The organism is Bacillus sp. P14.5, assembly GCF_003316765.1.
In the GTDB taxonomy this organism is placed as follows: domain Bacteria; phylum Bacillota; class Bacilli; order Bacillales; family Bacillaceae_B; genus Rossellomorea.
The window spans coordinates 17,369-43,011 of sequence record NZ_NIJF01000017.1; the positions used below are offsets into that span (position 1 = coordinate 17,369).

Below are 25,643 nucleotides of genomic sequence, written 5' to 3' on the forward strand. Positions count from 1 at the left end.
GGTTTTTCTCGACTGCCGAAACTTTCCTCATATGCTTTTTAGTTCAGCAAAAAAGGACGAGCCTTCTGTTGAAACAGAAGATTCGTCCTGGAATTCATGATGCTTTTCGATCTGCATTACAAGCAGTTTGATTCGTTGTTAACAGGCGGGGCAGGCTTCCGGCCAATAATGCGATGACTATCGAACAGAACGCAATGGCGCCAAGTACCGTTATTCCGTTTGCAATCAGCGAGTACATGACGGCGGATTGCCCCTCAGGTGCGGCATCGCCCCAGAAGATGAACCCGGCGACGAAATGCCAGAAGTAACGGGCCAGGCTGCCGGCGATGACACCCGCGATAGCCCACGTCAGCAATTGTTTTCGGTTTCCGTTTTTCAAACTGGTCTGGATCGGACGGTAAAGCAGTCCGGCAAACCCGACAAAAGTAAACGCCACGAAATACTCGATGACAAATTGAAGAGGCGTCAGGAAGTAGATGTCACCGAGTACAACCTGCAAAAGCCCCCACAGAAACCCGGAAATCAATCCGGCCCGAAGTCCCCATCTGAAAGCTACGATAAATACCGGCACCATGGCGAACGAAATGGAAATCGCCGGTGACAGCCTGATGGATGGCAGCAAATCCAATATCACCGCAAGTGCTGCAAAGACCGCTGCTTCAATCATTGGTGTCAATCTCATTTTTGACATAAAAAAATCCCCCTTTATCCAAGTTGTGATACGACAACCATAAGGGAGAACATGAAAGGATGACAGACAGGTTTGTCCGTCGGGTCCACATCCCTGCGCTAGCATTAACTAACAGGTTCAAAGGGTCAGAACAATCATTGTTCACTCTCAGCTTACCGCTCCCCTTGTGGTTAACGTACTATTCAATTTTCATTTCCATTATATAGGCTGAGACGGAAAAAATAAAGCATTATTAATGAATAATAGGCAGCGGTTTCATTTTTGAAAAAAAGAGGAATGTAAAGGTAAGCGGAAAATCAGAGAGAAGTGAAGCAGGTTGCGGACGGTCAAAGCCGTTTTTGGAAGTAAACAGAAGCACAAAATGCCAGAAATAAGCTGAAATCAATCAATGTGGAAGACGGGATGCTTGAGAAAGTGCCGGGAGGAAGAAGCATAAGTGACGTTGCAGCCGACCTTTTCAGCGGAGAGAAGCATGACCCGCATGTCCTGGATTTTCATGTGACAGAAGAAAACCATGAAAAAGCCGGAGCTATCGTGAAGGAACATAATGGTCACATTCGTTGAGTACATGGATTTGTTTTGATTGCCTTAAATAAAGGTAAAGTGAAAAAAAGATATGTTTCCTGAAGGGAGAAGTTATGATGAAAACTGTACAAGCTTATTTTAGAAATGAAAATGAAGCAGAAGATGTCAAGGCCAGTCTGCAAACGTTGAGTGTAAGAGATGTCAGGGTTGAGATGGTTCCGGAGAGCAATCGGAATCTATGGGACTTGATCAGGGATACGTTCAGCAGAAGCAATGCTTATGATGAAGATAATCATAACCCGCATGTACTGGAGTTTCAGGTGGATGAAGGGCAGTACGCCCGGGCGGAAGCGATTGTGAAAGAGAAAAACGGCCATATTCAATAGTGGTTAAAGCCCGCTTCCTTAAATGGACAGCGGGCTTAATAATTTGTTATGAGAAATGCGCGTTACTGCCGGAATCAATATTTTCTTCTTTAGAAAAATTCAGTAGACCAGCCGTGACTATTTTAATGATCATTATATATATAATCACTAATGCAATGTCCGCAGTATAAGATATGAACCACAATGAAGTATTAAATTCTTCTATTGGCTGCCTTGATAAATACGAATTAAAAATGGCAGTAGTAAGGAATAGAAGGTAGTAGACGGGGACATATCTTGCGAGACGCACACCGATTTCTCTTATAGATGGTTTCTTTTTAAAGTGTTTGGCCATTGTGGAATAGACATTCCAGATCCCATACAGGTTGTAAATGGGAATCATCACGCGAGCCAAAGCCCCGCCTGGTGTTATAGGGTATGACGAATCCACGTACTGCAGATAATTATGTACTCTATAAAGCCACACAAGATAAATGATAGTATAGATGATTACAATAATGGCCAGAGCCAGAGATACAATTAAATCGTAATTCAAAAATGCTTCTCCTGGTTCGGTAAAACCGATTATGAGTAAGTTTATCATCAAAAGGACTGTTAAACCGATATCACCCCAAAGAAATCCCTTTAATAGCCTTCCTGCAGGCTTAAATGTTTGCTTCAATACAATCTCCTTCTTTCTAAAAAATTTCATCTCTAATCGGCAAGCCATATTGCCGCGTAATCTAGAGTTTAACATAAAATTCCCAGGAATTTTACTGATTCCATCAATAGAGTAGGAGTTTAAGAGCGGCTGTTAGTGTTGGAAGGGTAAAATTTCACACAGAAAAACACACTGGAAATTTGCTTAGGATCCAGTGTGTTTTTAGTGTGTCCACTTATTAAAATCTCTTATTAATTATGAATCGGATCTGAATGGTAGCTTCTATTGCCATTAAAAATGGAGTTATCCAAGTATTTATGGAAGAACCATTCACCTGCTGCCAGTACAATCGCTGAGATGAGTGAAGCCATTATGACGTTTTGGTCAGGGAACATGGCTGTACCCAGGAACCAAAGGACCACGAAAGCGAGGCCGGCATCTGCCATGGTAGCTATGACGTTACGTTTCTTCTGTTCTCCATTCAACCGCTTGAAAACCAGGAGATCTCCCAATACATACGCACCAAGGGTCAAGATGACACTGACAATGAGCATGTCAGATACTGGTACACCATAAATTCCGGTAAGAATAATTCCTAACACAACGGCAACCATGACAAACTTGATGGCTAATGCTTTTAAATGTTCCATCCTTATTCCTCCTTCATTTGATTTAGTACCTATATACCCCCGATGAATAAGGAAATTCCAGACGTTGTAAGTTTTTTAACTTCCAATTTATAGTAAGGTGAAGAAGGTGTCACTTTAACGATTTAAAGCACTGCCAGGGACAGTCCCTTGCAGTGCACTGACGCGTTACCGTGTGAAAAGGGACAGTCCTTTTTCGCACGGTGATGCGCTGATGTGAATGCATAATAAACCGGTGCGGGAAGAAAATAAATTCAATTGTGTTAAGATGGAAACAGATTGAAAGAGTTCGATATAAGTCAAATTACAAAGGAAGATAGTATGCACAATAACAATAAACCAACGAAGGCCGGCTGGAATCTGGATAATAGTTATGCCCGTCTGCCGGAAGCTTTTTATAAAAAACAGAAGCCGGCTCCGGTTTCTGAGCCCCAGTTGATTGTTTTGAATGTCGAAGTGGCTGAAGAATTAGGACTGGATGTTGAAGCACTGAAAGACGCGGTGTCTGTGTTTGCTGGTAACGAGCTTCCTGAGGGTTCGGAGCCTTTGGCCCAAGCCTATGCGGGTCATCAGTTCGGGCACTTCAACATGCTGGGGGACGGAAGGGCCGTCTTGCTCGGGGAACAATTGAATCCTCAAGGAGAGCGGTTTGATATCCAGTTGAAAGGTGCCGGCAGAACTCCTTATTCACGAGGCGGTGACGGCCGGGCGGCTCTTGGGCCGATGCTGAGGGAATATATCATCAGTGAAGCGATGGATGCGCTGGGTATCCCGACGACCCGCAGCTTGGCAGTGGTGACGACAGGAGAGGGAATCATCAGGGAAACTGATCTTCCCGGAGCGATTCTCACGCGTGTCGCGGAAAGCCACCTTCGAGTAGGAACCTTCCAGTACGCGGCCAACTTTGCCGAACCGGATGAACTGAAAGCTCTCGCTGACTATGCGATCGAACGGCATTACCCTGAGCTTGAGGAGGATGAAAATCCCTACCTTTCTCTGTTGAAGGCAGTTATCAAGCGTCAGGCAAAGCTTGTCTCCCAGTGGCAGATGGTCGGTTTTATCCATGGAGTCATGAATACAGATAACGTGACCATCAGCGGGGAGACGATCGATTATGGCCCTTGCGCGTTCATGGATGCCTTTGACCCGTCCACTGTTTTCAGTTCCATCGACAGGCAGGGACGCTATGCATACGGAAATCAGCCTCCGATAACCGGGTGGAATCTTTCACGTTTTGCTGAAACACTTCTGCCTTTGTTACATGAAGATCAGGAGCAGTCCCTGGAACTTGCCCAGGCAGCCATCTCTGAATTTCCAGATTTGTTTCATGCTGAATGGCTTGCGGGTATGAGGGCCAAGCTCGGTCTGTTCAATGCAGAGAAACAAGATAAGGAACTGATTGAAATTCTTCTGAGCAAGATGCATGAACATGGAGCGGACTACACCAATACATTCGCCGCGCTGACTTTCGACAAGCCTGAGGAGACGGAGCTCTACGGAAAGCCCGAATTTGACCGCTGGTATGCAATCTGGAAGGAAAGACAGGGCAGGCAGGAAGAGACGCCGGAACAGATTCATGAACTTATGAAAACCAGCAACCCTGCTGTCATCCCGCGGAATTTCCGTGTCGAGGAAGCTTTGGAAGCTGCGGTGGAAGAAGGGGACTACAGTGTCATGGAGCGACTCTTGGATGCACTGCTGGAGCCTTATGCCCACTCTGCTGAGCAGAAGGAATATGCGAAGCAGCCGGAGAATCCTGATGAGCCTTACCAGACGTTCTGTGGAACTTGATGATTATTAGAAAACCTGCAAAACATGGGTTCAAAACAGCGCACTGTGAATTTTCAGTGCGTTTTTTATTTTGGCAAAATTTAATCGCATTAATTGACGTAGTAGTCCCCTGGTTGATCAGTGAACGAATCCTATCGTTAATGAAGTAATCGACTAATTCATCTAAAGATAAGGGGAGATTTTCCCGTTAAATTTTAAAATCAATTGAATTCGGTAGATATAAGGGGAAATTTTCCCCTTAAGCCAAGAAAAATCACCTCTTTTCTCGTTTTTTAAGTAAATAGCGGGAATTTTTCCCTCTATTTAAGCCGTTTTTGGTCCCTGTTTGATAAATAAGGGAAATTTTTCCCCTTAATTTTAAAAGCCTTCTGTATTCGCATATATTGTTGCTTTCGGATATCCCTAAAAGTTTTATCTCTTATGGAGGGAGAGTAGCTCTCTTCTTTTCGGTATTCCCAGCTTTTCCCCTCTTAATATGGTTATTTTTTTCGGACTTAGTATCAAATAGCAACAAAGTTTGCGAAAAGAGCCTTTTAAAAACAGCCTCTAATAATAACTCGCAACTTACAGGTATTGTGAAAAAGGCTGGTGTAATAAACGCCCCTCTCCCCTTTTGATTGGGTCTGAGACTTCCCGCTTTCCACCTCACAAAGCTCAACGCCCGAAGAGGAACTGTCCCTTTTCGCGCGCTAAAGCATTAAATTATAAAAAAGCACACATTTTTTTAAAAGTATAAACCCTTTCGTATCAAGACTTAAGACGCCTTATATGACACTTGTCATACCCTGCATATGACACCTGGTACTTATGAGGAACCGGCTATCCCGGTATACTATGGTTATCTCGAAACGAAGGGGATTCTACTAAATGACAAACCTCAAAACTTTGAAAAAAGAAATAGCTCCCTATGAAAAAGCAACAACAAAGGAAAGTGTTTGGCAGATCATCAATACATTAGGACCATTCTTCTTATTGTGGTTCCTGGCTTACCAGAGCCTATCTGTATCTTACTGGCTTGCGCTGGTTCCAATGGTGTTTGCAGCAGGATTTTTGACCAGAAGTTTCATCATCTTCCATGATTGCACGCACTTTAACTTTTTCAAAAGCCGCCGTGTCAACCGGATCGTCGGAACAATGGTTGGTGTGTTGACATTATTTCCATTCGATCAATGGGGACATGAGCATACGGTCCACCATGCGACAAGCGGCAACCTGGATAAACGTGGAACAGGAGACATCTGGACGCTTACCGTGAAGGAATATGCGGAAGCACCGCTCAGACTGCGTTTTGCTTATCGTTTTTACCGAAATCCAATCGTCATGTTTGGGCTTGGCCCGATCTATGTGTTTCTTTTGAAAAATAGATTCAACCGAAAGAATGCCCGTAAAAAAGAGCGTTATAACACGTACCTTGTCAATGTGATCATCGTCGCTTTGATAGCACTTCTTGGTACGGTTCTCGGATGGCAGTCGTTCCTTCTGGTGCAGGGATCGATCTTCATGATCTCCGGTTCTATCGGAATCTGGCTGTTTTATGTTCAGCATACCTTTGAAGATTCTTACTTTGAAGAAAACAGTGAGTGGGAGTACGTTCTTGCGGCTGTAGAAGGAAGTTCATTTTACAAACTTCCTAAAGTCCTGCAATTCCTGACAGGTAACATCGGTTTCCATCACGTTCACCATTTAAGCCCTAGGGTGCCTAATTACAGACTTGAAGAGGCTCACTACAACACGGCAGCACTCCAGCATGTACCGACCATCACGCTTGCGACAAGTTTGCAGTCCCTCCGTTTCCGCTTATGGGATGAGGACAGCAAAAACTTTGTAAGCTTTAAAAAAGGCATCAAAACAATTGCCCAAAACCGCAGGGTTACTACAGCTGAAGCAAAACCTGAAATTTAATTTCACCCACTTTCGCCAGGCTCTCCTTCCAAATAGTGAGGAGAGTCTTTCTATAGCAGGACCGATGAGGAGAGGACATACATGATTCGAATAGTGATTGCAGAGGATCAAGAATTCTTACTGGGAATTATCGGATCCCTGCTCAGCCTTGAAGAGGATATGGAAGTGGTCGGCCAGTCGAGCGATCGGGAAGAGGTGCTTTCTCTTGTGAAAGAGCTTCATCCGGATATCTGTATTATGGATTTGGATACTCATTTAGAGATCGATACTGCCGAAAAAATACATGAGTACGGATGCAAGCTCATGGTCCTGACGACATTTGCCAAAGCTGGTGATTTCGAAAAAATCGTCAAAATGGACATAAGAGGCTACCTTCCCAAGGACTGTTCCAGCGAGGAGTTTGTTTCTTCTGTTCGAGTGATCATCGAAGGCGGCCGTGCCTTTTCGCAGGCACTCATGGAAAACGATGACAGCGGGATGGGTGAGGAAGAAGGGCAAGGCGGTTCTCCAAGTGATGAGAAGATTGCCGCGGTCTCCCCAGACCAGCAGAACAATAAAACACTTGAGACTGTCCGTGGTTATCTGACGACCTTCAAAGATAAAATGAAATTGCCGGCTGGTTGATTTCTATATAGGTATATAAAGGGAGGATGGCTTCTTTGCAGCCATCCTCCCTTTTGGGCTGTCTTGAAACCCACTGGCTATGCCGGGGGTTCCAGAGAGCTTATAGCGCGGTATAAAAAAACTCACTTCATGATAGGATAAAGTTGGTTTCCCGACCACTTCATTCCATCATAGAGGGAGTTATGCCCTGTAAAGGACATGAACAATCTAAAATAAGCGGAATTTTTTCTGCTTAAGCACGGCTAAATGGATCATTATCACATCTTTTTAAAAAATAAGCGGAATTTCTCCGCTTAATTTAGCTGTTTCTGGTGATCTTTTTAAAATTAGCGGAATTTCTCCCCTTATTTATTGAGTTTTTCCATTGGGGTAGATTGATGATGAAATCAATCAGCGGGCCTTTTAGGCGGATGCCGGTAAGGGAGGCTTCAATCCGCAGAGCAAAGAGGCTGGGACAAAAGTAGAAAACTAATTGATGCAAGTAGAAATCATCAAAAATAAAACCGCATGAGATCAAGGTTATATACTTGATCTCATGCGGTTCATTTTTGTTATTAGGCTCTTACCTTAAAGATGTTATTTTTTAGATTAGGTTATCCGCCAGTTCCTGATCGTAGGCGGATTGGAGCGGAAGGTGTGCGACCTCCTGCGGGACTAGCGGTCGTCTAGTTCCAGCGCCTAGCCCCTCGGGGTCAAACAACCCTCAGAGAATAAAAGGAAAGACCGCCTTTTTTTCTCTGAGGAACATTTGCCTGTCGGGGCTGACCAAGGCGCTTCCACTTTTGATGACAGGTGAGACCAAGGTTACGTACCCACTGGAACGTAACCCCGCAGGCGAATCTAGCTCCAGCGGCCAGCACCTAGCGGATTTCGGTCTCCTTCCTTGCGATAAGTCATCATCGAATCACTTTCGCTCTTCGTGATTCCTTTATCTCATGCAGGAGCCCTACAATCCGTACGGTGCTGAACGGCCGCTTCCGCTTTTTATGAAGCCGAGGAGGCTCAGCCCCGCCCCGCGGAGTCGTGCACCTGGAGCGGAAATCCTTTCTTTATACTCAGACACATTCTTTTGAAAAGAGCTTTTTATAAGGTTTTGTCCCAGCCTCTTTGATTTAGGGTTAAAAGAGTGCTGAACAATGATATTTCCCTTTTTCAGGGGGATAGAGTGAAATAAGGAGCCGGCATATACAATTTTTTTAAATGGTGCCGATATTATAGGTGTAATCTGATTTCACTATAATGAAAAGTAGGTATGAAAATATGTTCTCCTTGCCTGATTCTGAAACGATCTATTTACTTCATGGAGAATATTCTCTATTGATTGTCATTCTTTCGATTGTCATAGCATGCTGTGCATCCTTTACGGCTCTGTCCATGAATCAAAGGATGCAGCAGACAAGCTTTTTTCCGAGAACTTTTTGGCTGTCCCTGGCATCGATTGCAATGGGATTGGGCATCTGGTCCATGCACTTCATTGGAATGAGTGCTTTCAGTCTCCCGGTTTCCATGCATTTTGACATTCCCATGACAATCCTGTCGGTGCTGCCGGCTGTGTTCGCCTCATACTTAGCTTTTTATTTTGCCAACAGAAGAAATACTACTCATTGGTCTTATCTTGCTGCCGGGATCTTTATGGGCTTGGGGATAGCTGCTATGCACTATGTCGGCATGGCTGCGATGGAAATGGAAGCTCAGTATATATACAGGCCGTGGATATTTTTAGCATCCATTGTAATTGCCGTAGTGGTTTCATACGTGGCACTCTACATTTTTTCCACGTTACAGAAGTATATGGCAAAGCTGTTAATCAAAGTGGCTACATCCATCCTGATGGGACTGGCCATTACAAGTATGCATTATACGGGTATGGGGGCGGTGGTATTCTATTCGACAACCCCTCTGGCAGGGAATGCCCACCATATGCACATGGATATGTCTATGCTTATCCTGTCTGTCACGATCGGCATTGCCATTCTGATGGTCCTGACGGGTCTCGCCAGCTTGCTGGACCGTTATGTGGATTATAGATTGAACTATTTTGATTCATTGACCCTGTTTCCAAACCAGAGGCAATTCGAAAGGGACCTGGATTCAATAGAACCTGCCGCAGGTTTGGCAATCCTCCATATTCATAACCTTGAGAGGTGGACGAACGGAAAGGGATATGCTTTTGGAGATAAAATTATTGAAGCGATAAGAGATATGCTCCTCTCTATTTTACCTGCAGAATCAAAGGTCTACCGGATCGAGGGAAATCGATTTGCCATCCTCCCGCCGGAAAAAATCAGGCATGAAACGCTGCGAGAAGCATTGGAGAAGGTCGTATCTTTCCTGAGAAATCCGGTGATGGTGGACAGCCGTCCAGTGATTGTCGATGCGGTCTGTGCCGTCTCTTATTCTGATCACATTAAAAGGGTCAAAGAGTTGTTTTCCAATAACATGGCTGTTCTTCAGCATCCATCGATAAGATACAAACATGAAGTGATAGAGTATGACCCTGAAATCCATACATACAGCTTTGAAAGCCAGCTTGTCCAGGATATCGACCGGGCGCTTCTGGGGAATGAATTATTCCTGGTCTATCAGCCTAAAGTCTGCTCGGAAAACTGGTCAGTATCCGGGTTGGAGGCACTGCTGCGCTGGGATCATCCCCAGTTTGGAATGATTTCTCCGGGGGTGTTCATACCGATTTTAGAGGATAACGGCAAAATTTTTGAAGTCACAGACTGGGTGATTGAGAATGTCTGTAAGCAGCTTTCTCTATGGAGAGAAGAAGGGGGCCCTGATCAACAGGTTTCCATCAATATCCCTGGTCCTTATGTGACCTCTCCTAAATTGTTATTAGTCCTTGAAGCGACTATTTCCAAGTATAGGGTTGAGAGCAGCCTGCTGGAATTGGAAGTAACCGAAACCAGTGTGATTCACGACATCGAGAATGCCATCATTGCTGTTAACAAGTTTAGGGAAATGGGACTGTCTGTTGCGCTGGATGACTTCGGAACCGGTCTTTCCTCATTGTCGTACCTTAGGCAGATACCGATTACCACTATTAAAATTGATAAGTCATTTGTCGATGGTGTGCCGTCCTCACAAAAGGATTCTTCGGTGTTGAGGGCGATAATTACCTTATGTTATTCATTGAATTTAAAGGTTGTCATCGAAGGCATTGAAACGGTGGATCAGGTAGATTACATTACCTCCATTGCTGAAAACCCTCATATACAAGGATATTACTTTTCGCAGCCAAGAACGGCTGAAGAAATTATAGACTGGGTAAAAGAAAGGGAATTGTCCGGTGCCGGTGCTTCATGAGTAAAATACTGTAATGTCAGGCGCGCCGGGGAAATCCCTGGCGCGTTATTGCGTTAAATCACTGAAAGGGACAGTCCCTTTCAATGCGGTGGGGGGATAAAGCGGCATTCCTCCCAAGGATGCAATATGATAAGATAATGAAGAAAAATGACGGAATTTTCTTAATAGAGGAGTATCCTATGAAGAGCTTGTTAGGAAATGTATCTATAGATATGATTGAAACGATTTTGGAGAATGCGTTTGAATGGCTTGTGGTGGTGGATGACATCGGCAGGATTCTGTTCATCAACCGGAGTTACTGCGAATTTCTTGAAGTGAACCGTGACGAGGCCATCGGAAAGCATGTGACAGAAGTCATTGAGAACACAAGGATGCATTTCGTCGCGAGGACAGGGAAAGAGGAAATTGCTGATCTTCAGTACATACGAGGAAATTACATGATTGCCAACCGGATTCCCATAAAGGCTGATGGCAAGGTCGTTGGCGCGTTTGGTTCCGTATTCTTCCGTGATACGAGTGAATGGAAGCAGATGAGTTCTCATGTCAAAAATCTGCTGTCCAAAATTCAAAGCTACATCCAGGATATCAATAATGGCGCGAAATATACCTTATCTGATATCAGCGGGGACAGCTGGAGCCTTTTGGAATTGAAGCAAAAGGTGCAGACGGTCGCACCCAGTGATATATCCATTCTTATCAGGGGGGAAAGCGGGACAGGAAAGGAATTGTTCGCACACAGCATTCACCAGTTAAGTGAAAGAAGCCAGCAGCCTTTTATCAAAGTGAACTGTGCCGCAATCCCAGAGCAGCTCCTTGAATCCGAACTATTTGGATACGAGGAAGGGGCTTTTACAGGAGCACGCAAAGGCGGAAAGAAAGGGAAATTCCAGCTGGCTGACAAAGGAACCTTGTTTCTTGATGAGATAGGGGATATGCCCTTGAATATGCAGGCAAAACTGCTTCGTGTCCTGCAGGAGGGGGAGGTTGAACCGGTGGGAGCTACCGGAACGGAGCAGGTGGATGTGAGAATTATTGCGGCAACGAACCGCCCGCTTGAAAAAATGATGGAGGAAAAGCGGTTCAGGGAAGATCTTTATTACAGAATCAACGTGATTCCGTTCACCGTTCCTTCTTTAAGGGAGAGAGTGGACGACATCCCGGCTCTGGCAAAAAAGTTCATGGACAAGTCGGCGGAGAAATCAGGTAAACGCTTGAAGGGGCTGCAGCCGGAAGTACTGCAGATTTTTAACCAGTACAGCTGGCCGGGAAATATCCGGGAGCTGGAAAATGTGATAGAGGCATCCACCTATTTCACCTCAGGGGAAATGATTACGGTAGAATCCCTGCCTGCCTATATTAAAGGAGATCAGACGTATAAATTTGACGAAAAATCTTTAAAGGAAATTTTAGAGGAAACAGAGAAAAAGGTTATTGAACAAACACTGAAATCCCACAGCGATAGACGCTCAGCAGCAAAAGCCTTGGGAATCAGCAAGTCCAGTTTATATGAAAAAATCAATAAATTCAGGATTGAATAGCGGTGTCCGGAATTCTGGAAAGGTGTCCAGTATTCCGGACATCTTTGTTTTGTTCTTACAAATGTGAACATTTTGAAAACTTTTCAAGTCTTTAAATAGATTTTTTTCCAGATTTCCGGACAGAAGGACAAGCTTCCATGAGGTTTTATAAGGAGGAGAGAGTTGGCACGCTTCTTGCATTAAAGTGGATGAGTACTATTTTTATACAAGAAGGGAGTTGCAGCCGTGAAAAAAATATACAGCCGTTCTGTAGATGCCGTCGAGGACATTCGTGACGGGATGACCTTGATGGTCGGCGGCTTTGGGCTGGTCGGCATTCCGGAACAATTAATCCTCGCACTGGTAGAAAAAGAAGTAAGAGAGCTGACGGTCATTTCGAACAATTGCGGAGTGGATGACTGGGGTCTGGGTTTGCTTCTTCAAAAAAGACAAATCAAAAAGATGATCGGCTCATATGTCGGTGAAAACAAAGAATTTGAAAGACAGGTATTGTCAGGGGAACTGGAAGTAGAGTTGGTGCCCCAGGGGACGCTGGCAGAACGGATCCGTGCGGGCGGTGCCGGCATACCTGCATTTTTCACTCCAGCAGGGGTTGGAACTGTGGTGGCCGAAGGGAAGGACAAGAGATTCTTCAATGGAAAGGAATATGTTCTAGAAGAGGCATTGAGGGCTGACTTCAGCCTCGTCCGGGCAGCCAAGGGAGATTCTGCGGGCAACCTGATCTACAATAAAACAGCGCAAAACTTCAACCCCATGATGGCGGCAGCGGGGAAAGTCACGATCGCCGAGGTGGAGGAACTCGCTGAAATAGGGAGCATTGATCCCAATGAAGTCCATACACCAGGTATCTATATCCAGAGAATGATAGAGTCTGTCCAGGAAAAAAGGGTAGAAAAAAGAACGGTGAGCAGGTAAGGAGGCGAAGCAATGGATAAGGCGGCAGTAAGAGAAAGGATTGCAAGGAGAGCTGAAAAAGAAATCAATGATGGTGACTATGTCAACTTGGGCATCGGCATGCCTACCCTTGTCGCCAATTATATCTCAGGTCAAAAACAAGTGGTGCTGCAATCGGAAAACGGGCTGCTCGGAATAGGGCCTTTCCGAAGGGAAAATGAGGTGGATCCGGACCTGATCAATGCAGGAAAGGAAACGGTCACGGCGATTCCGGGTGCTTCTTATTTTGATTCTGCAGAATCGTTTGCCATGATCCGGGGAGGACATGTGGATGTTGCCATTCTAGGAGGAATGGAGGTTTCTGAATATGGAGATCTTGCCAATTGGATGATTCCCGGGAAGATGATCAAAGGGATGGGCGGCGCCATGGATCTGGTTCATGGGGCGAGGAAAATCATTGTCATCATGGAGCACGTTTCCAAAAACGGCGATCCTAAAATTGTAAGCGATTGCAGTCTGCCTTTGACTGGCAAAAGAGTGGTTGACCGCATTATCACCGAAAGGGCAGTCATCGATGTGACGGATAGCGGGCTGAAGCTGGTGGAAGTAATGGAAGGGTTCACTGTGGAGGATATCATAAGTACCACAGGACCTGAGCTCGACGTTAGCAAAGTGAAATCATAATTTTTTATGCAGCATCTGCGTCGGTGGCAGGTTGGTCCTGCTCTTTGAGAGACGCAGAGATGGTGATGGATTTTCTCAGAAAACATTAGTGTTCTACAAACAAAGGGGGAACTTTCATGTTAAGCATGATTGGGTTAATCGGGGGACTTGTATTATTAATTGCTTTAACCATGAGGGGTATGAATATCTTGATTGTCGGGCCGATTTCGGCATTGTTCGTGGGTGTACTCAGCGGATTGCCGCTGTTTCCACAGCTTGTAGGAGAAGGGGAAGCGAATCTGGTCGGCAACTATATGTCGGGCTTTACCGGATTTATTGCTTCCTGGTATTTGATGTTCCTGCTTGGCGCAGTGTTTGGAAAAGTAATGGAAGACAGCGGTGCTGCCGACAGTGTTTCACGTTTTGTGGTGGATAAAATGGGGATGAAGTTCGCTGTATTTGCGATCGTATTGGCTTGTGCGGTTTTAACCTACGGGGGAGTCAGCTTATTCGTCGTTGCCTTCTCGGTTTATCCTATGGCGCTCAGCCTGTTTAAGCAAGCTGACCTGCCGCGGCGTTTCATTCCCGCCGCACTGGCGTTAGGTTCGGTTACGTTTACCATGACTTCCGCAGGCTCTCCGGAAATCCAGAACTGGATTCCAATTGACTATCTTGGTACCAGTCCATATGCAGGCTTGGAAGTCAGTATCATTGTTGCAGTGTTTATGGCGGCGTTCGGGTATTGGTGGCTGAAACGAATGATTAGTAAGGCCGTTTCAAAAGGTGAAAAATTTGAGGCGCGGGAAGAAGATCCTGTTATTGATGGAGAAAGACAGTTGCCTCACCCGCTGATGGGACTTGTTCCGTTGCTGGTAGTGCTCGTCATCGCTTTTATTTTCCATGATTCTTTAAAACAATCTGCTTTGATCATTGCGCTTCTGGGCGGGGTCATCTCTGCTTATCTTTTAAACCGCAAATATTTTAAAGGATTCTGGGGTGCTGTTTCAGAAGGTACCGTCGGGGCTTTGATTGCCATTGGAAACACGGCGGCTGTTGTCGGTTTCGGGGGCGTTGCGAAAGCGGTTCCTGCTTTTGATACAGCCGTTGATGTGATGACCAGCATTCCTGGTTCTCCATTGATCGGGGGAGCGATCGCGGTCAGTGTTATTGCGGGTATGACAGGCTCGGCATCCGGAGGCCAGGCGATCGCGCTTCCGATCCTTGCTCCGCATTATATGGATATGGGTGTCAATCCGGAAGCCCTTCACCGGACGGTCGCGATTTCTTCCGGTGCGCTGGATTCGCTTCCGCATAATGGATATGTCGTGACAACCATCCGCTCTATTTGTAATGAAACCCATGCGGCTGCCTATGGTGCGGTCGGGGCTGTGACGGTCATTGTCCCGCTCATCGGGCTGGCCATTGCGATTCTCTTATTCTCGTTGGGTGTGGGCATTTAATTTTTTAGAAAGAGTGGTTTTCTCTTGAGGAGAAATTTTCAGCGAAAACCCTTTTTGGAGGAGTTGAAGCAGTATGGTGAAGGATAAAGTGGTGTTAATTACGGGTGCTGCCCAGGGAATCGGATATGAGATTGCGAAGGATTTCGCGATGCAGGGCAGCAAGGTAGTTTTGACTGATCTGCAGGAGGATAAAGTGAAAGCGTCTGCTGAGGAGTTGGCCGCCGCTGGTTTTGAGTCCATCGGGGTCAAATGCGATGTGACTTCTGAAGAAGATATTATAGGCGCAATAGAAGCGGCAGTTGAAAAATTCGGCAGGCTGGATGTACTTATCAACAATGCCGGTCTGCAATATGTCTCTAACATAGAGGATTTTCCTACAGAGAAATTCGAGTTTCTGATAAAGGTGATGCTGACAGCTCCTTTTGTCGCGATCAAGCATGCCTTGCCGGTCATGAAGAAGCAGGGATTCGGGCGCATCATCAACATGTCCTCCATTAATGGGCTGATAGGATTTGCCGGAAAAGCGGCCTATAACTCGGCAAAGCATGGCGTGATCGGGCTGACGAAGGTGGCAGCCTTGGAAGCGGCCCAACACGGGGTGACCGTAAATGCTGTATGTCCGGGATATGTAGATACCCCGCTCGTACGGGGACAGCTTGGTGATCTGGCAAGAACAAGGGGCGTGGAGCTTGAGAAAGTGCTCGAAGATGTCATCTACCCGCTTGTCCCGCAGAAACGTCTGCTGTCTGTAAAAGAAATCTCTGATTATACGATTTTCCTGTGCGGAGAAGGAGCCCGGGGAATCACAGGGCAGGCCGTCGTGCTGGATGGCGGATATACGGTTCAATAGTATTTTAGTAAAGCACTGAAAGGGACTGTCCCTTTCAGTGCTTTACTGCGTTAGTGCGCAAAGAGGACTGTTCCTGGTCGTATGATAAAGCGTTAGAGTGCTAAAGTTTCTGAACGTACGGACGGTTTCCTAGGCTGGAAAGTATAATGTAAATAATTCATAATAATAGTAGAATCGGGGTTGGTCTCATTTCAGGGCAAGTCCCTTCCTGTACATAAAAAAGTAATGAGAGGAATGAGTTTATGAAAAATGGAATCATCTCGCTTGGAGAAGCGCTCATTGATTTTATCCCTTTGGATAAAAATAATATTTCGTATCAAAAGAGTCCTGGGGGCGCACCCGCCAATGTTTCCGTAGGACTGGCGAGGCTGGGTGCCAGGTCATCATTTTTAGGCAAGGTAGGAAAGGATGTACTGGGAGAATTTTTACAAAAGACTCTGGATGAATACGGTGTGGGGACGGAGCAGATGTACTTGACCCCGGACACAAGGACAGGTGTGGTGTTCGTCACCAATGCCGAAGACGGAGAAAGAAGCTTCGACTTTTATATAGATCCAAGTGCTGACCGTTTTCTTGAAGCTGGAGAAATTGATGAAAAGGACTTTATTTCACACAAAATCCTTCACTTTGGTTCAATTTCCATGATTAGCAGCCCGGCTAAAGAAGCAACGCATCATGCAGTGAAGCTGGCTAAGGAAAATGGAATGTTGGTTTCTTATGACCCCAACTTGAGGCTGGGGTTATGGGATACACAGGAAAATGCAAGAGCAGCCATTGAAAGTATGCTGGCTCAGGCGGACTTTCTAAAAATTTCTGAAGAGGAATTGGAGTTCATAACGGGTGAAAGTGATATTGAAGCTGGTCTTGTAAAAATGAAGCCTTACAACATTCCATTGATGATTATTACAATGGGAGCTGAAGGGTGTCACGTTTTTACTAAAGATGGACGCATACATGTTCCGGCCATGAAGGTACAGGCTGTGGATACTACCGGTGCAGGCGATGCTTTTGTATCCGGCATGCTCTTTCAGCTTCATGGGTATGAGGGGGACATTGAAACCTTGACTGTCGAAGAAGCCGCTGAAATGGCTTCGTTCGCCGCGGTTTCCGGTGCGCTTGCCGCTTCAACAAAAGGAGCGATGGGTGCCCTGCCGACGCTTGAAGAAGTGAAGAGGCATCTTGGTGAAGAAGGGCCCTTGAAGTAAAAGACAAGCTATGCATTGCGAAGATGGAACTTGACTTCACTAAGGTATATTAACGCGCCGCAAGGGACTGTCCCTTGCGGCGCGTTAATGCGTTAATTGGCTGAGAGGGACTGTACCTTTTAATCCTTTAAAGTGTTAAACTCTCAGATGAATACTCCTTAAAGATCCGGGTAGCAGTATAAAAGACCAGATTTCAAAGGAGTGAGAGAAATGAAACCCTATTTAAGGTTTGGAGCGATGGTGCTGACATCGACCATTGTCATGTTCCTGTTCAATTATTTAAGCACTTATAAAATCGACCATATTTTTTTCAGTGAAACAAGGGCCTTTATGGCGTTATTAATGGGAGCAACCATGGCTGTCATCATGCTGGCCTTCATGACTCATATGCTGAAGAATAAGAAGGCAAACATCGGGATAGCGGCAGGAAGCATCGTCCTTTTCATTGCCGCGCTTTCCCTTCTGCGAAGCCAGGCGACCGTCGATGACCAGGATTACATGGAAGCGATGATTCCACACCATTCCATCGCGATTTTGACGAGTGAGCGTGCCGACATAGATGATCCACGCGTAAAAGAACTATCAAAGGAAATCATTAAGGCGCAGCGTGAGGAAATAGCTGAGATGAAACGGCTGATTGAAGATTTGGAGGAAATCGAGAAATAACCAGCTGACATATAGGAAGTCCCTTTTAATTGAAAACCCATTAAATAGGTTAATAATCTTGAAGATGGGTATATATCACTTAAAGGTACAATCTTCTCCAACTATTTCTTAGAGAATACGTTCTACTAAAAATAAGGAGGTGTACAGTTATGGCACAGGATGTTTTATGTGAAGTCAATAACTGTGTATACAACAGAGATGGCCGGAAGTGCACGGCTGACCAGATTTTCGTCAGCAGCCATAGCAGCAGCAAACCGAGGAAAAGTGAAGAAACGGACTGCCAGACATTTGAACCCGAAGCTTAATAGAAAAGGAAGAGACAGCCGGTTTAACGCGGGCTGTCTTTTTTGTGTGCTGGATGCTTTCCCGCTTTAAACTATTGAGAGGGACTGTCCCTTTTAACCGTTTAAAATGGTAAAGCAGTTAACCTCTCCATAATTTCTCTCTACTCTCGCAAACGTTTCCATAGTATACTAGCGATATTGAAAAAGGTATAGATAAGGAGAGAAGTCAGAAATGAATAAGACATGGTGGAAAGAAGCGGTTGTGTACCAGGTATACTGGCGCAGCTTTTTAGATAGCAATGGTGACGGATATGGTGATCTGGAAGGTGTCATAGAAAAGCTGGATTATATCAAGGATCTTGGAGTGGATGTCATTTGGCTGAATCCTTGCTTTGAGTCACCGGACGTTGATAATGGCTATGACATTTCCGATTATTGCGAGGTCATGTCAAAAGCAGGTACGATGGAAATTTTTCAAAAGCTGATTGATGAGATTCATGCCCGCGGGATGAAAATGATCATGGATTTGGTCGTCAATCATACATCCGATCAGCATCCTTGGTTCCTGGAGTCACGCGCCTCCAAGGATAACCCTAAGCGGGACTGGTACATCTGGCACGACGAGCCGAACAATTGGCGTTCCTATTTCAGCCCCTCCACTTGGGAGTATGATGAGAGGACCGAACAGTACTATTTCCACTCTTTCGCGGTAGAACAGCCTGATTTGAACTGGAAGAATCCAGAGGTAAGGGAAGCAATCTATGATGTGATGAAATTCTGGCTTGATAGGGGAATCGACGGATTCAGGATGGATGCGATTGCGATCCTGGCCAAGCAGGAGGGCTTCCCTGATGCAGAAAATCCTTATGATATATCCTATCTTGGCAACAATCCTGGTATCCATGAATACTTGAAGGAAATGAATGAAAAGGTGCTTCAGCATTATGACCTGCTGACAGTCGGCGAGCTGGCATTTGTCAAAGCCGAGGAAGGTCCGTTGTATGTGGAAGAAAACCGCAAGGAACTTCATACCCTGTTTCATTTTGAAGTATGTGATTACATGGAAAACTGGGACATGCTGAAATTCAAATCCATTCAGAAAAGATGGTACGAGTCACTGTGGGGCAGAGGCTGGAACTCGCAATTTTTAAATAATCATGATCATACACGCCTGGTGACCCGTTTTGGAAATGACACGAATCACCGTGAAGAATCTGCGAAGTGTTTTGCCGCGATGCTTCACACGTTGCCGGGGACGCCTTACATTTACCAAGGCGAAGAAATTGGCATGACAGGAGTGCGATTTGAATCCATTGAAGACTACAATGACATTGCCATGAAAAACAAATACAAAGAAGAAGTCGGAAAAGGAAGAGATCCTCAGGCGGTATTCGAGGAGCTGCTCCCACTGGCACGCGATAACTCGAGGACGCCAATGCAGTGGAATGATCGCGATAATGCCGGTTTTACAGACGGAAAACCATGGATCAATATCAATCCAAACTATAAAGAAATTAATGTTGAGAACGCTCTCCAAGACTCGAACTCTATCTATTATTTTTACAAAAAACTGATTGACCTAAGAAAAACAATGAAGTCATGACCTATGGAAGCTATAAGCCGATCCTGGAAGACGATGAACAAGTGTATGCCTATTTCCGGGAGTATGAAGGGACGAAGTGGCTGGTTCTCTTGAACATCTCAGAAGAAACCGCGGAAAGAGACTGGAGTCCCTTCTTTTCTTTGAAAGACGCTGAGCTGCTGATAGGAAACTATGATGATTCCGAGAGACAGGAGCTCTCTCCTTATGAGGCGCGGATTTATCAGGTTTGATAATGTCTTTATAAGAAGGCTCTTTGTATAAAAAATGGTCTAGACATAGATTATCTTCTTTAAATTCTTAACTTCTATTAATATTTTGGGGAGGATAACAATAGCTTTTTTATAATAGATAGTGACGGTGGTACCTTCATGGGAATTTCTCTACTTGGTTGTAGCTTATAAGTGCCGTTTTACCTTCTTCCTTTTATGTAGAGAGATTGGAGCGGAAGACGTACGTTCTCCTGCGGGATTAGCGGGACAGGTGAGACCCCGCGGAGTCGTGCGGCTGGAGCGGAAATCCATTTTTTAACGGCCGCAACCTCTGCGTAACAATCTCAAAGATAAAAGTTTGGACGGCACCCCAGGTGAATTCCGATGCACTTGAGGGTGCCCTGCCTGTTAATGCAACCGTTTGCATGATATAATAAATTCATTATTTACTAGAAAAGGAGAGACACAATATATGAGCAAACAATGGTGGAAAGAAGCGGTCGTTTATCAAATTTATCCTCGCAGCTTCATGGATTCGAATGGTGACGGTGTAGGCGATATTAACGGAATCATTTCAAAACTGGATTATTTGAAAGATCTGGGAATTGACGTCATCTGGTTATCACCTGTGTACGACTCTCCGAATGATGATAATGGCTATGACATCAGCGATTACCGCGGAATCATGGACGAATTCGGCACGATGGACGATTGGGACCGGATGTTGAAAGAAATGCATAAGCGCGGGCTTAAATTGATCATGGATCTTGTCGTGAACCACAGCTCTGATGAACATGCATGGTTCGTGGAATCAAGAAAATCGAAGGACAATCCTTACCGTGATTACTACATCTGGAGAGAAGGAAAAGACGGAAAAGAACCGAACAACTGGGAATCCTGCTTCAGCGGATCTGCTTGGCAGTATGATGAACAGACAGAAGAATATTTCCTTCACCTATTTAGTAAGAAGCAGCCCGATTTAAACTGGGAAAATCCCAAACTGAGAGAAGAAATCTATGACATGATGAAATTCTGGCTGGATAAAGGAATCGACGGCTTCCGCATGGATGTCATCAATTTTATTTCAAAAGTGGACGGCCTGCCGGATGCCGCGTTACCCCAAGGGCGGAAATATGCTCCAGGCGGCGAATATTATATGAACGGCCCGAAGATTCATGACTATCTGCAGGAAATGAATGAAAAGGCCCTTTCCGGTTATGATGTCATGACAGTCGGTGAAATGCCGGGCGCAAACGTGGAAGAAGCGAACCTGTATACAGCCGAAGACAGAAAAGAAGTGAACATGGTCTTTCAATTTGAACACGTTGACCTTGACTCAGGCCCTGGCGGTAAATGGGATCTTCGTCCCCTGAAATTAAGCGATCTCCGCGACAGCTTCACTAAGTGGCAAAAAGGACTGGAGCATGAAGGCTGGAACAGTCTATACCTTAACAATCATGATCAGCCGCGCATGGTGTCGCGCTTTGGAAATGATAAAGAGTACCGCCTGGAATCAGCGAAAATGCTGGCGACATTCCTTCATACTCTAAAAGGAACTCCTTACATTTACCAAGGCGAGGAGCTTGGGATGACGAACGTTAAGTTTAATTCTATTAATGATTACGAGGATATCGAGATCCAGAATATGTATCGTGAAAAGGTCATTGAAAATGGGGAAGATCATGAGAAAGTCATGGAGACCATCCATGTAAAAGGCCGGGATAATGCAAGAACCCCGGTGCAATGGGATGACAGTGAGCATGGCGGTTTCACGACAGGAACGCCTTGGCTGCAGGTAAACCCGAACTATAAGGAAATCAACGCAAAGCAGGCTGTGGAGGACCCAAATTCAGTTTTCCATTACTATAAAAAGTTGATTGAACTGCGCAAAGAAAACCCAATCATGGTATACGGTTCATATGACCTCATCATGCCGGACCATGACAAGATCTATGCGTATGTAAGAGAGTATGAGGGTATGAAAATGATCGTCATGCTGAACTTCTCAGAGGATTCCCCAGTGTTCGAACTGCCTGCAGAACTGAAAAGCGGCATTAAAGAGCTGTTCATCAGCAACTATGACGTTGATGGTGAAGAAGACATCAGCAAAGTGGAACTCCGCCCGTACGAAGCTCGGGTGTATCTTGTAAAATAAGCGTTTAATTTATATACCGAACACTAAGAAAAGAGGTGGACCGCCTGTCAGCGATCCATCTCTTTTCTACTTTGAAGCATTAAAAGGGACAGTCCCTCTTCGTGCTTTAACGTGTTATAGGAATAAGGATAATACTTCTTCTGTATGTAGATTTTCTATCGCTCCAGCTTAACGATGTCTGCACCTTCAGTGACATTTCCCTGAATTAAATCTGCTATTATCTTCGCTCCGAGCATACTATACACTGTCCCATTTCCACCGTACCCCAGGAGGCAATAGGTTTTTTCTTTCCCAGGGACCCTGCCGATATATGGAAGGTTATCCATCGATTCGGCGAAGCTTGCTCCCCATGCATGAGAGATGGAGATTTCGAGACCAGGAAACAGCTTCTTGATTTCAGAAGAAATCTTTTTGCCGTACTTCTCAATAATTTCACGGCTCTCAGGCGCCTGAGGAATTTCCTCATCAAGACCGCCTGCAATAATTCTGTTGTCGTCAGTCGTCCGCATATAAAAATAGGGTCTGGCTGTTTCCCAAATTAATGCACGTTCCCACCACGAAGAAAGGTCATCAATGGGCTCAGTGGCAATGGCAAATGAGCGGTTGATTTTGGCGCTGACATATTCACCGGCACCAGAGGCTTCATATCCTGTGCAGTATACTGCATGTTTTGCTGTCAGGCTTCCACGGGAGCTCTCGAGTATAATACAATCCTCTTCTTCAACGCAGCTTGTTACTTCTGTATGTTCAAAAAGGCGGGCACCCTGATCCTTCAAGTTCTTCAAGAGTCCCATAACAAACCGGTAAGGATTTACTTCCGCATCCCGCTGTGTCACGAGTGCTGCCGGTTTTGAGAACGTCATATGCTCCGTAAGTGCCTCGGTTGTCCAAAAATTCACAGGAAAACCATGCTTTTTCAGAGCTTCATATTCATCAAGAAGCTTACTGGCATCCTCTTCCTTACTTGCAAAGTAGATGCTGTTTCTTCTTTTAAAATATACATTGAAAGGTATTGAATCAGCTGCTTCTTCCAAATCATCAAGGGCTTCCAAACAAAGTTTGTAAAAATGGACTGCACGATTCTCTCCAATCTGATCGATCAATTCATGCAGCATGATATCATTCGAATATTGCAAAAGGCCTGTATTGGCAGAAGAACTTCCGGCGCCTGCCTCTCGCTTATCAACTAATGCGACTTTCAAACCTGCTTCAACTAAGGTATAGGCACACAAGACACCGGACATTCCCGCGCCTATGACCACTGCATCATACCTCTCATCAGCAGGTGGGTTTTCCTCTTTTCTTTCAGTATGACTAAAGGTAGTCGGCCAATATAGACTTCCATTATGCAGCTCCATAAGTCTTCCTCCTGAAGATAATTTCTAACATATTCCCTGTAATGACCATCGTTTAAACTCCGTGCGCTTCAAAAAGTTTCACCAACTATGATTCCGGGAAGATGAAAAAGGACACTCAAATAGGAGGAATTCTTAAATGAGCAAAACTATATTCATTACCGGAGCAGGAAGCGGGCTGGCACGCGGCACAGCAATTGGGCTTGCAAAGAAAGGCCACCGCATCATTGCAACGACTGAGATAACACCACAGAAAACGGACCTCATGAGAGAAGCAGAAGATTTGGGGTTGGATATGGAAGTATTCAAGCTGGACATCACAAATCCAAGGGACCGCGCCCAAATCGAGGAATATGACTTTGACGTGTTCGTGGCAAACGCGGCCATCAACGAAGGCGGACCTTTGGCAGAGGTGCCGATGGACAGGTTCCGTGCATTATTTGAAGTCAACGTTTTTGCCACTCTCGAAACAGTTCAGATAGCCGCTCAGAAATTCATGAAGAAGAAAAGCGGAAAAATCATTTTTATGAGTTCCATGGCTGGAATTTCAGCAACACCGTATGTCGGCCCCTACTCCGCCACAAAGCATGCCGTCGAAGGTATTGCCAAGACACTGAGAAATGAACTGAAAAATTTCGATGTGCAGGTCGCAACCATCAATCCAGGTGCCTTTGAAACAGGCTTCAACAAACGAAGTGCTGAGGAAATTTTCAAATGGTTCGATGAAGATAAATACCTGACCCCGATTGAAGACATCAAGGAACAGCTAAAAGCTCTCGAAGACCAGTTCGACCCTGAAGATATGATCGAAAAAATGATCGAAATCATCCCGGCGGATCACCATAAATTCCGTACAGTACATCCAAAAGAGACAGAAGAGCAGCTGAAGAAAACCCAGAAAGAGCGCTGGGAAATGGATATCTAAAAAGAATAATCAGCAGCCCGCCTGAACCGCCATCATCTGGTTCAGGCGGGCTTTTATTGGAGGAATCAGCTTTCATGGAAGTTAATCAAACGTTTGATTAACAATATAACAGGCTTGCGGAGCGCCGGCTTTAACACTTTAAAGTTGTTAGCCGGGAAAACGTACCATTATCTAATAGGATTAGAGCATTGATGACGCGAATAGCCGGAAAACGTACCATTATCTAAAAGGAATATAGTTTTAATGGTACGATTAGCTGAAAAACATACCAATAACTAAAAGGAATTCGGATTTGATGGTACGAATAGCCGGAAAACGTACCATTATCTAAAAGGAATATAGTTTTAATGGTACGATTAGCTGAAAAACATACCAATATCTAAAAGGAATTCAGCTTTAATGGTACGAATAGCCTGGAAACGTACCAGTATCTCAAAGAAATTCAGCTGTAATGGTACGAATAGCCTGGAAACGTACCAGTATCTCAAAGAGATTCAGCTGTAATGGTACGAATAGCGTGAAAAAGTGCTGTATTTAAAACTGCCTCTCGCAATATAAAAAACCAAGCAGCAGATCAAGACTGGCAGAATTATTCCATTGACTCCTATAAGCAAATCCAGTAGATTACATAAGTATTGCTTTTTTTAGGAGGAAAATATGGATACTCAGAATCAAACACATGTAAAGATCACAACAGCAGATCCATCTGCCCTGGGACTGTTCGGGCTTGCAATGGTGACATTCGTGGCATCGTCCCAAAAGCTGGGGTTAACAGAAGGACTTTCTCTCATACTGCCATGGGCCTTTTTCTTGGGCGGACTGGCACAGTTAATCGCGGCATTGCTGGATGCTAAACATAATAATATCTTTGGAACAACAGCCTTTGGAGCATTCGGACTGTTCTGGTTCGGTGTAGGCATGTCCTGGCTGATCCAATTAGGAGCCTTTGGTGAAACTTTGGCTGCCAACGCTGATCCCCGGCAATTAGGATTTGCGTTCATCGGATATTTGATATTCAGTGTCTTTATGACAATTGGAGCTTTGGAGACACATAAAGTACTGTTCTTCATTTTTGTTTTTATCGATTTCTTATTTATCGGGCTTTCCCTGAGTTCGTTCGGAATCTTCCATGATGCAACTCATATGCTGGCGGCTGTTGCGGAAATGTGCATCGCCTTGCTGTCATTCTACGGTTCTGCCGCAATCGTGTTGAATACTCATTTCGGACGGGTTTTCCTGCCAATCGGAAAGCCGTTTGGGATTTTAAAAAAATAAGAGGACGCAAAGATGCCCGTCCGGTAATTGCCGGTGCTGCATC

Annotated in this window: 21 protein-coding genes, 1 pseudogene and 1 riboswitch; of the genes and pseudogenes, 18 read left to right on the forward strand and 4 right to left on the reverse strand. The window is 45.0% G+C overall.

What is annotated here, in order from left to right; translation table 11 throughout:
• Window positions 1–94: 94 nt before the first annotated feature.
• On the reverse strand, window positions 95–691 hold the full coding sequence (gene thiT / locus B9Z54_RS02165; protein ID WP_113926889.1) for an energy-coupled thiamine transporter ThiT: 597 nt from the start codon (window positions 689–691) through the stop codon (window positions 95–97).
• A gap of 73 nt (window positions 692–764) precedes the next feature.
• A riboswitch (TPP riboswitch) is annotated at window positions 765–866 on the reverse strand.
• Window positions 867–1,081: 215 nt separating this feature from the next.
• Between thiT and B9Z54_RS24600 the strand changes: the two genes are divergently transcribed.
• The gene (locus B9Z54_RS24600; protein WP_205207650.1) at window positions 1,082–1,255 is read left to right on the forward strand and encodes a hypothetical protein; all 174 of its coding nucleotides are present in this window, start codon (window positions 1,082–1,084) and stop codon (window positions 1,253–1,255) included.
• 77 nt (window positions 1,256–1,332) lie between these two features.
• Complete coding sequence (locus tag B9Z54_RS02170; protein ID WP_113926890.1) at window positions 1,333–1,602, forward strand: hypothetical protein; 270 nt, start codon at window positions 1,333–1,335, stop codon at window positions 1,600–1,602.
• Between the two features lie 46 nt (window positions 1,603–1,648).
• On the opposite strand, the gene B9Z54_RS02175 is transcribed toward B9Z54_RS02170, so the two are convergent.
• Both B9Z54_RS02175 and B9Z54_RS02180 read right to left on the reverse strand, forming a co-directional pair.
• The gene (locus B9Z54_RS02175; RefSeq protein WP_113926891.1) at window positions 1,649–2,263 is read right to left on the reverse strand and encodes a hypothetical protein; all 615 of its coding nucleotides are present in this window, start codon (window positions 2,261–2,263) and stop codon (window positions 1,649–1,651) included.
• Between the two features lie 230 nt (window positions 2,264–2,493).
• The gene (locus B9Z54_RS02180) at window positions 2,494–2,892 is read right to left on the reverse strand and encodes a YndM family protein (protein ID WP_113926892.1); all 399 of its coding nucleotides are present in this window, start codon (window positions 2,890–2,892) and stop codon (window positions 2,494–2,496) included.
• A 318-nt stretch (window positions 2,893–3,210) separates the two neighbouring features.
• On the opposite strand from B9Z54_RS02180, the gene B9Z54_RS02185 reads away from it, so the two are divergent.
• The 14 genes and pseudogenes from B9Z54_RS02185 to B9Z54_RS02255 all read left to right on the forward strand — a co-directional run bounded on the left by B9Z54_RS02185 (window position 3,211) and on the right by B9Z54_RS02255 (window position 22,045).
• The gene (locus B9Z54_RS02185) at window positions 3,211–4,680 is read left to right on the forward strand and encodes a protein adenylyltransferase SelO (protein WP_113926893.1); all 1,470 of its coding nucleotides are present in this window, start codon (window positions 3,211–3,213) and stop codon (window positions 4,678–4,680) included.
• A gap of 867 nt (window positions 4,681–5,547) precedes the next feature.
• The gene (desA, locus tag B9Z54_RS02190) at window positions 5,548–6,582 is read left to right on the forward strand and encodes a Delta(5) desaturase DesA (protein WP_113926894.1); all 1,035 of its coding nucleotides are present in this window, start codon (window positions 5,548–5,550) and stop codon (window positions 6,580–6,582) included.
• 81 nt (window positions 6,583–6,663) lie between these two features.
• Entirely contained in the window at window positions 6,664–7,206 is a 543-nt protein-coding gene (locus tag B9Z54_RS02195) for a response regulator (RefSeq protein WP_113926895.1), read from the forward strand.
• Between the two features lie 1,239 nt (window positions 7,207–8,445).
• The gene (locus tag B9Z54_RS02205; RefSeq protein ID WP_240189763.1) at window positions 8,446–10,518 is read left to right on the forward strand and encodes a putative bifunctional diguanylate cyclase/phosphodiesterase; all 2,073 of its coding nucleotides are present in this window, start codon (window positions 8,446–8,448) and stop codon (window positions 10,516–10,518) included.
• Between the two features lie 179 nt (window positions 10,519–10,697).
• Window positions 10,698–12,056, forward strand: a complete 1,359-nt coding sequence (locus B9Z54_RS02210; RefSeq protein WP_113926994.1) for a sigma-54 interaction domain-containing protein — start codon at window positions 10,698–10,700, stop codon at window positions 12,054–12,056.
• Between the two features lie 225 nt (window positions 12,057–12,281).
• Window positions 12,282–12,971 carry a CoA transferase subunit A gene (locus B9Z54_RS02215; protein WP_113926897.1) on the forward strand — a complete coding sequence of 230 codons (690 nt, stop codon included), beginning with the start codon at window positions 12,282–12,284 and terminating at the stop codon, window positions 12,969–12,971.
• Between the two features lie 12 nt (window positions 12,972–12,983).
• Complete coding sequence (locus tag B9Z54_RS02220) at window positions 12,984–13,634, forward strand: 3-oxoacid CoA-transferase subunit B (protein ID WP_113926898.1); 651 nt, start codon at window positions 12,984–12,986, stop codon at window positions 13,632–13,634.
• 116 nt (window positions 13,635–13,750) lie between these two features.
• Window positions 13,751–15,073, forward strand: a complete 1,323-nt coding sequence (locus tag B9Z54_RS02225; RefSeq protein WP_113926899.1) for a GntP family permease — start codon at window positions 13,751–13,753, stop codon at window positions 15,071–15,073.
• Window positions 15,074–15,146: 73 nt separating this feature from the next.
• Window positions 15,147–15,923 carry a 3-hydroxybutyrate dehydrogenase gene (locus B9Z54_RS02230; RefSeq protein WP_113926900.1) on the forward strand — a complete coding sequence of 259 codons (777 nt, stop codon included), beginning with the start codon at window positions 15,147–15,149 and terminating at the stop codon, window positions 15,921–15,923.
• Window positions 15,924–16,165: 242 nt separating this feature from the next.
• Window positions 16,166–17,128: an aminoimidazole riboside kinase gene (locus B9Z54_RS02235; RefSeq protein ID WP_113926901.1), complete on the forward strand. Its 963-nt coding sequence runs from the start codon at window positions 16,166–16,168 to the stop codon at window positions 17,126–17,128.
• 210 nt (window positions 17,129–17,338) lie between these two features.
• A complete protein-coding gene (locus tag B9Z54_RS02240) occupies window positions 17,339–17,794 on the forward strand; it encodes a DUF305 domain-containing protein (RefSeq protein WP_113926902.1) in 456 nt (151 codons plus the stop codon).
• A gap of 149 nt (window positions 17,795–17,943) precedes the next feature.
• The gene (locus B9Z54_RS02245; protein WP_113926903.1) at window positions 17,944–18,099 is read left to right on the forward strand and encodes a DUF1540 domain-containing protein; all 156 of its coding nucleotides are present in this window, start codon (window positions 17,944–17,946) and stop codon (window positions 18,097–18,099) included.
• Window positions 18,100–18,310: 211 nt separating this feature from the next.
• Window positions 18,311–19,911: pseudogene (locus tag B9Z54_RS02250) on the forward strand (glycoside hydrolase family 13 protein).
• Between the two features lie 451 nt (window positions 19,912–20,362).
• Window positions 20,363–22,045, forward strand: a complete 1,683-nt coding sequence (locus B9Z54_RS02255; RefSeq protein WP_113926904.1) for a glycoside hydrolase family 13 protein — start codon at window positions 20,363–20,365, stop codon at window positions 22,043–22,045.
• A 155-nt stretch (window positions 22,046–22,200) separates the two neighbouring features.
• On the opposite strand, the gene B9Z54_RS02260 is transcribed toward B9Z54_RS02255, so the two are convergent.
• Window positions 22,201–23,403, reverse strand: a complete 1,203-nt coding sequence (locus B9Z54_RS02260) for an NAD(P)/FAD-dependent oxidoreductase (RefSeq protein WP_113926905.1) — start codon at window positions 23,401–23,403, stop codon at window positions 22,201–22,203.
• A 136-nt stretch (window positions 23,404–23,539) separates the two neighbouring features.
• Here B9Z54_RS02260 and B9Z54_RS02265 point away from each other — a divergent pair, with 136 nt between their 5' ends.
• A complete protein-coding gene (locus tag B9Z54_RS02265; protein ID WP_113926906.1) occupies window positions 23,540–24,325 on the forward strand; it encodes an SDR family oxidoreductase in 786 nt (261 codons plus the stop codon).
• Between the two features lie 657 nt (window positions 24,326–24,982).
• Window positions 24,983–25,600 carry an acetate uptake transporter gene (locus tag B9Z54_RS02270; protein WP_113926907.1) on the forward strand — a complete coding sequence of 206 codons (618 nt, stop codon included), beginning with the start codon at window positions 24,983–24,985 and terminating at the stop codon, window positions 25,598–25,600.
• The last annotated feature ends 43 nt before the right edge of the window (window positions 25,601–25,643 follow it).

Excerpts from the sequence above, each read along its gene's own strand:
- thiT (WP_113926889.1), bottom strand. The coding sequence starts at position 691 with ATGTCAAAAATGAGATTGACACCAATGATTGAAGCAGCGGTCTTTGCA.
- B9Z54_RS02235 (WP_113926901.1), top strand. The coding sequence starts at position 16,166 with ATGAAAAATGGAATCATCTCGCTTGGAGAAGCGCTCATTGATTTTATC.
- B9Z54_RS02270 (WP_113926907.1), top strand. The coding sequence starts at position 24,983 with ATGGATACTCAGAATCAAACACATGTAAAGATCACAACAGCAGATCCA.
- B9Z54_RS02185 (WP_113926893.1), top strand. The coding sequence starts at position 3,211 with ATGCACAATAACAATAAACCAACGAAGGCCGGCTGGAATCTGGATAAT.
- B9Z54_RS02170 (WP_113926890.1), top strand. The coding sequence starts at position 1,333 with ATGAAAACTGTACAAGCTTATTTTAGAAATGAAAATGAAGCAGAAGAT.
- B9Z54_RS02220 (WP_113926898.1), top strand. The coding sequence starts at position 12,984 with ATGGATAAGGCGGCAGTAAGAGAAAGGATTGCAAGGAGAGCTGAAAAA.
- B9Z54_RS02180 (WP_113926892.1), bottom strand. The coding sequence starts at position 2,892 with ATGGAACATTTAAAAGCATTAGCCATCAAGTTTGTCATGGTTGCCGTT.
- B9Z54_RS02205 (WP_240189763.1), top strand. The coding sequence starts at position 8,446 with ATGAAAAGTAGGTATGAAAATATGTTCTCCTTGCCTGATTCTGAAACG.
- desA (WP_113926894.1), top strand. The coding sequence starts at position 5,548 with ATGACAAACCTCAAAACTTTGAAAAAAGAAATAGCTCCCTATGAAAAA.
- B9Z54_RS02230 (WP_113926900.1), top strand. The coding sequence starts at position 15,147 with ATGGTGAAGGATAAAGTGGTGTTAATTACGGGTGCTGCCCAGGGAATC.
- B9Z54_RS02265 (WP_113926906.1), top strand. The coding sequence starts at position 23,540 with ATGAGCAAAACTATATTCATTACCGGAGCAGGAAGCGGGCTGGCACGC.
- B9Z54_RS02210 (WP_113926994.1), top strand. The coding sequence starts at position 10,698 with ATGAAGAGCTTGTTAGGAAATGTATCTATAGATATGATTGAAACGATT.
- B9Z54_RS02225 (WP_113926899.1), top strand. The coding sequence starts at position 13,751 with ATGTTAAGCATGATTGGGTTAATCGGGGGACTTGTATTATTAATTGCT.
- B9Z54_RS02245 (WP_113926903.1), top strand. The coding sequence starts at position 17,944 with ATGGCACAGGATGTTTTATGTGAAGTCAATAACTGTGTATACAACAGA.
- B9Z54_RS02255 (WP_113926904.1), top strand. The coding sequence starts at position 20,363 with ATGAGCAAACAATGGTGGAAAGAAGCGGTCGTTTATCAAATTTATCCT.
- B9Z54_RS02195 (WP_113926895.1), top strand. The coding sequence starts at position 6,664 with ATGATTCGAATAGTGATTGCAGAGGATCAAGAATTCTTACTGGGAATT.
- B9Z54_RS02240 (WP_113926902.1), top strand. The coding sequence starts at position 17,339 with ATGAAACCCTATTTAAGGTTTGGAGCGATGGTGCTGACATCGACCATT.
- B9Z54_RS02260 (WP_113926905.1), bottom strand. The coding sequence starts at position 23,403 with ATGGAGCTGCATAATGGAAGTCTATATTGGCCGACTACCTTTAGTCAT.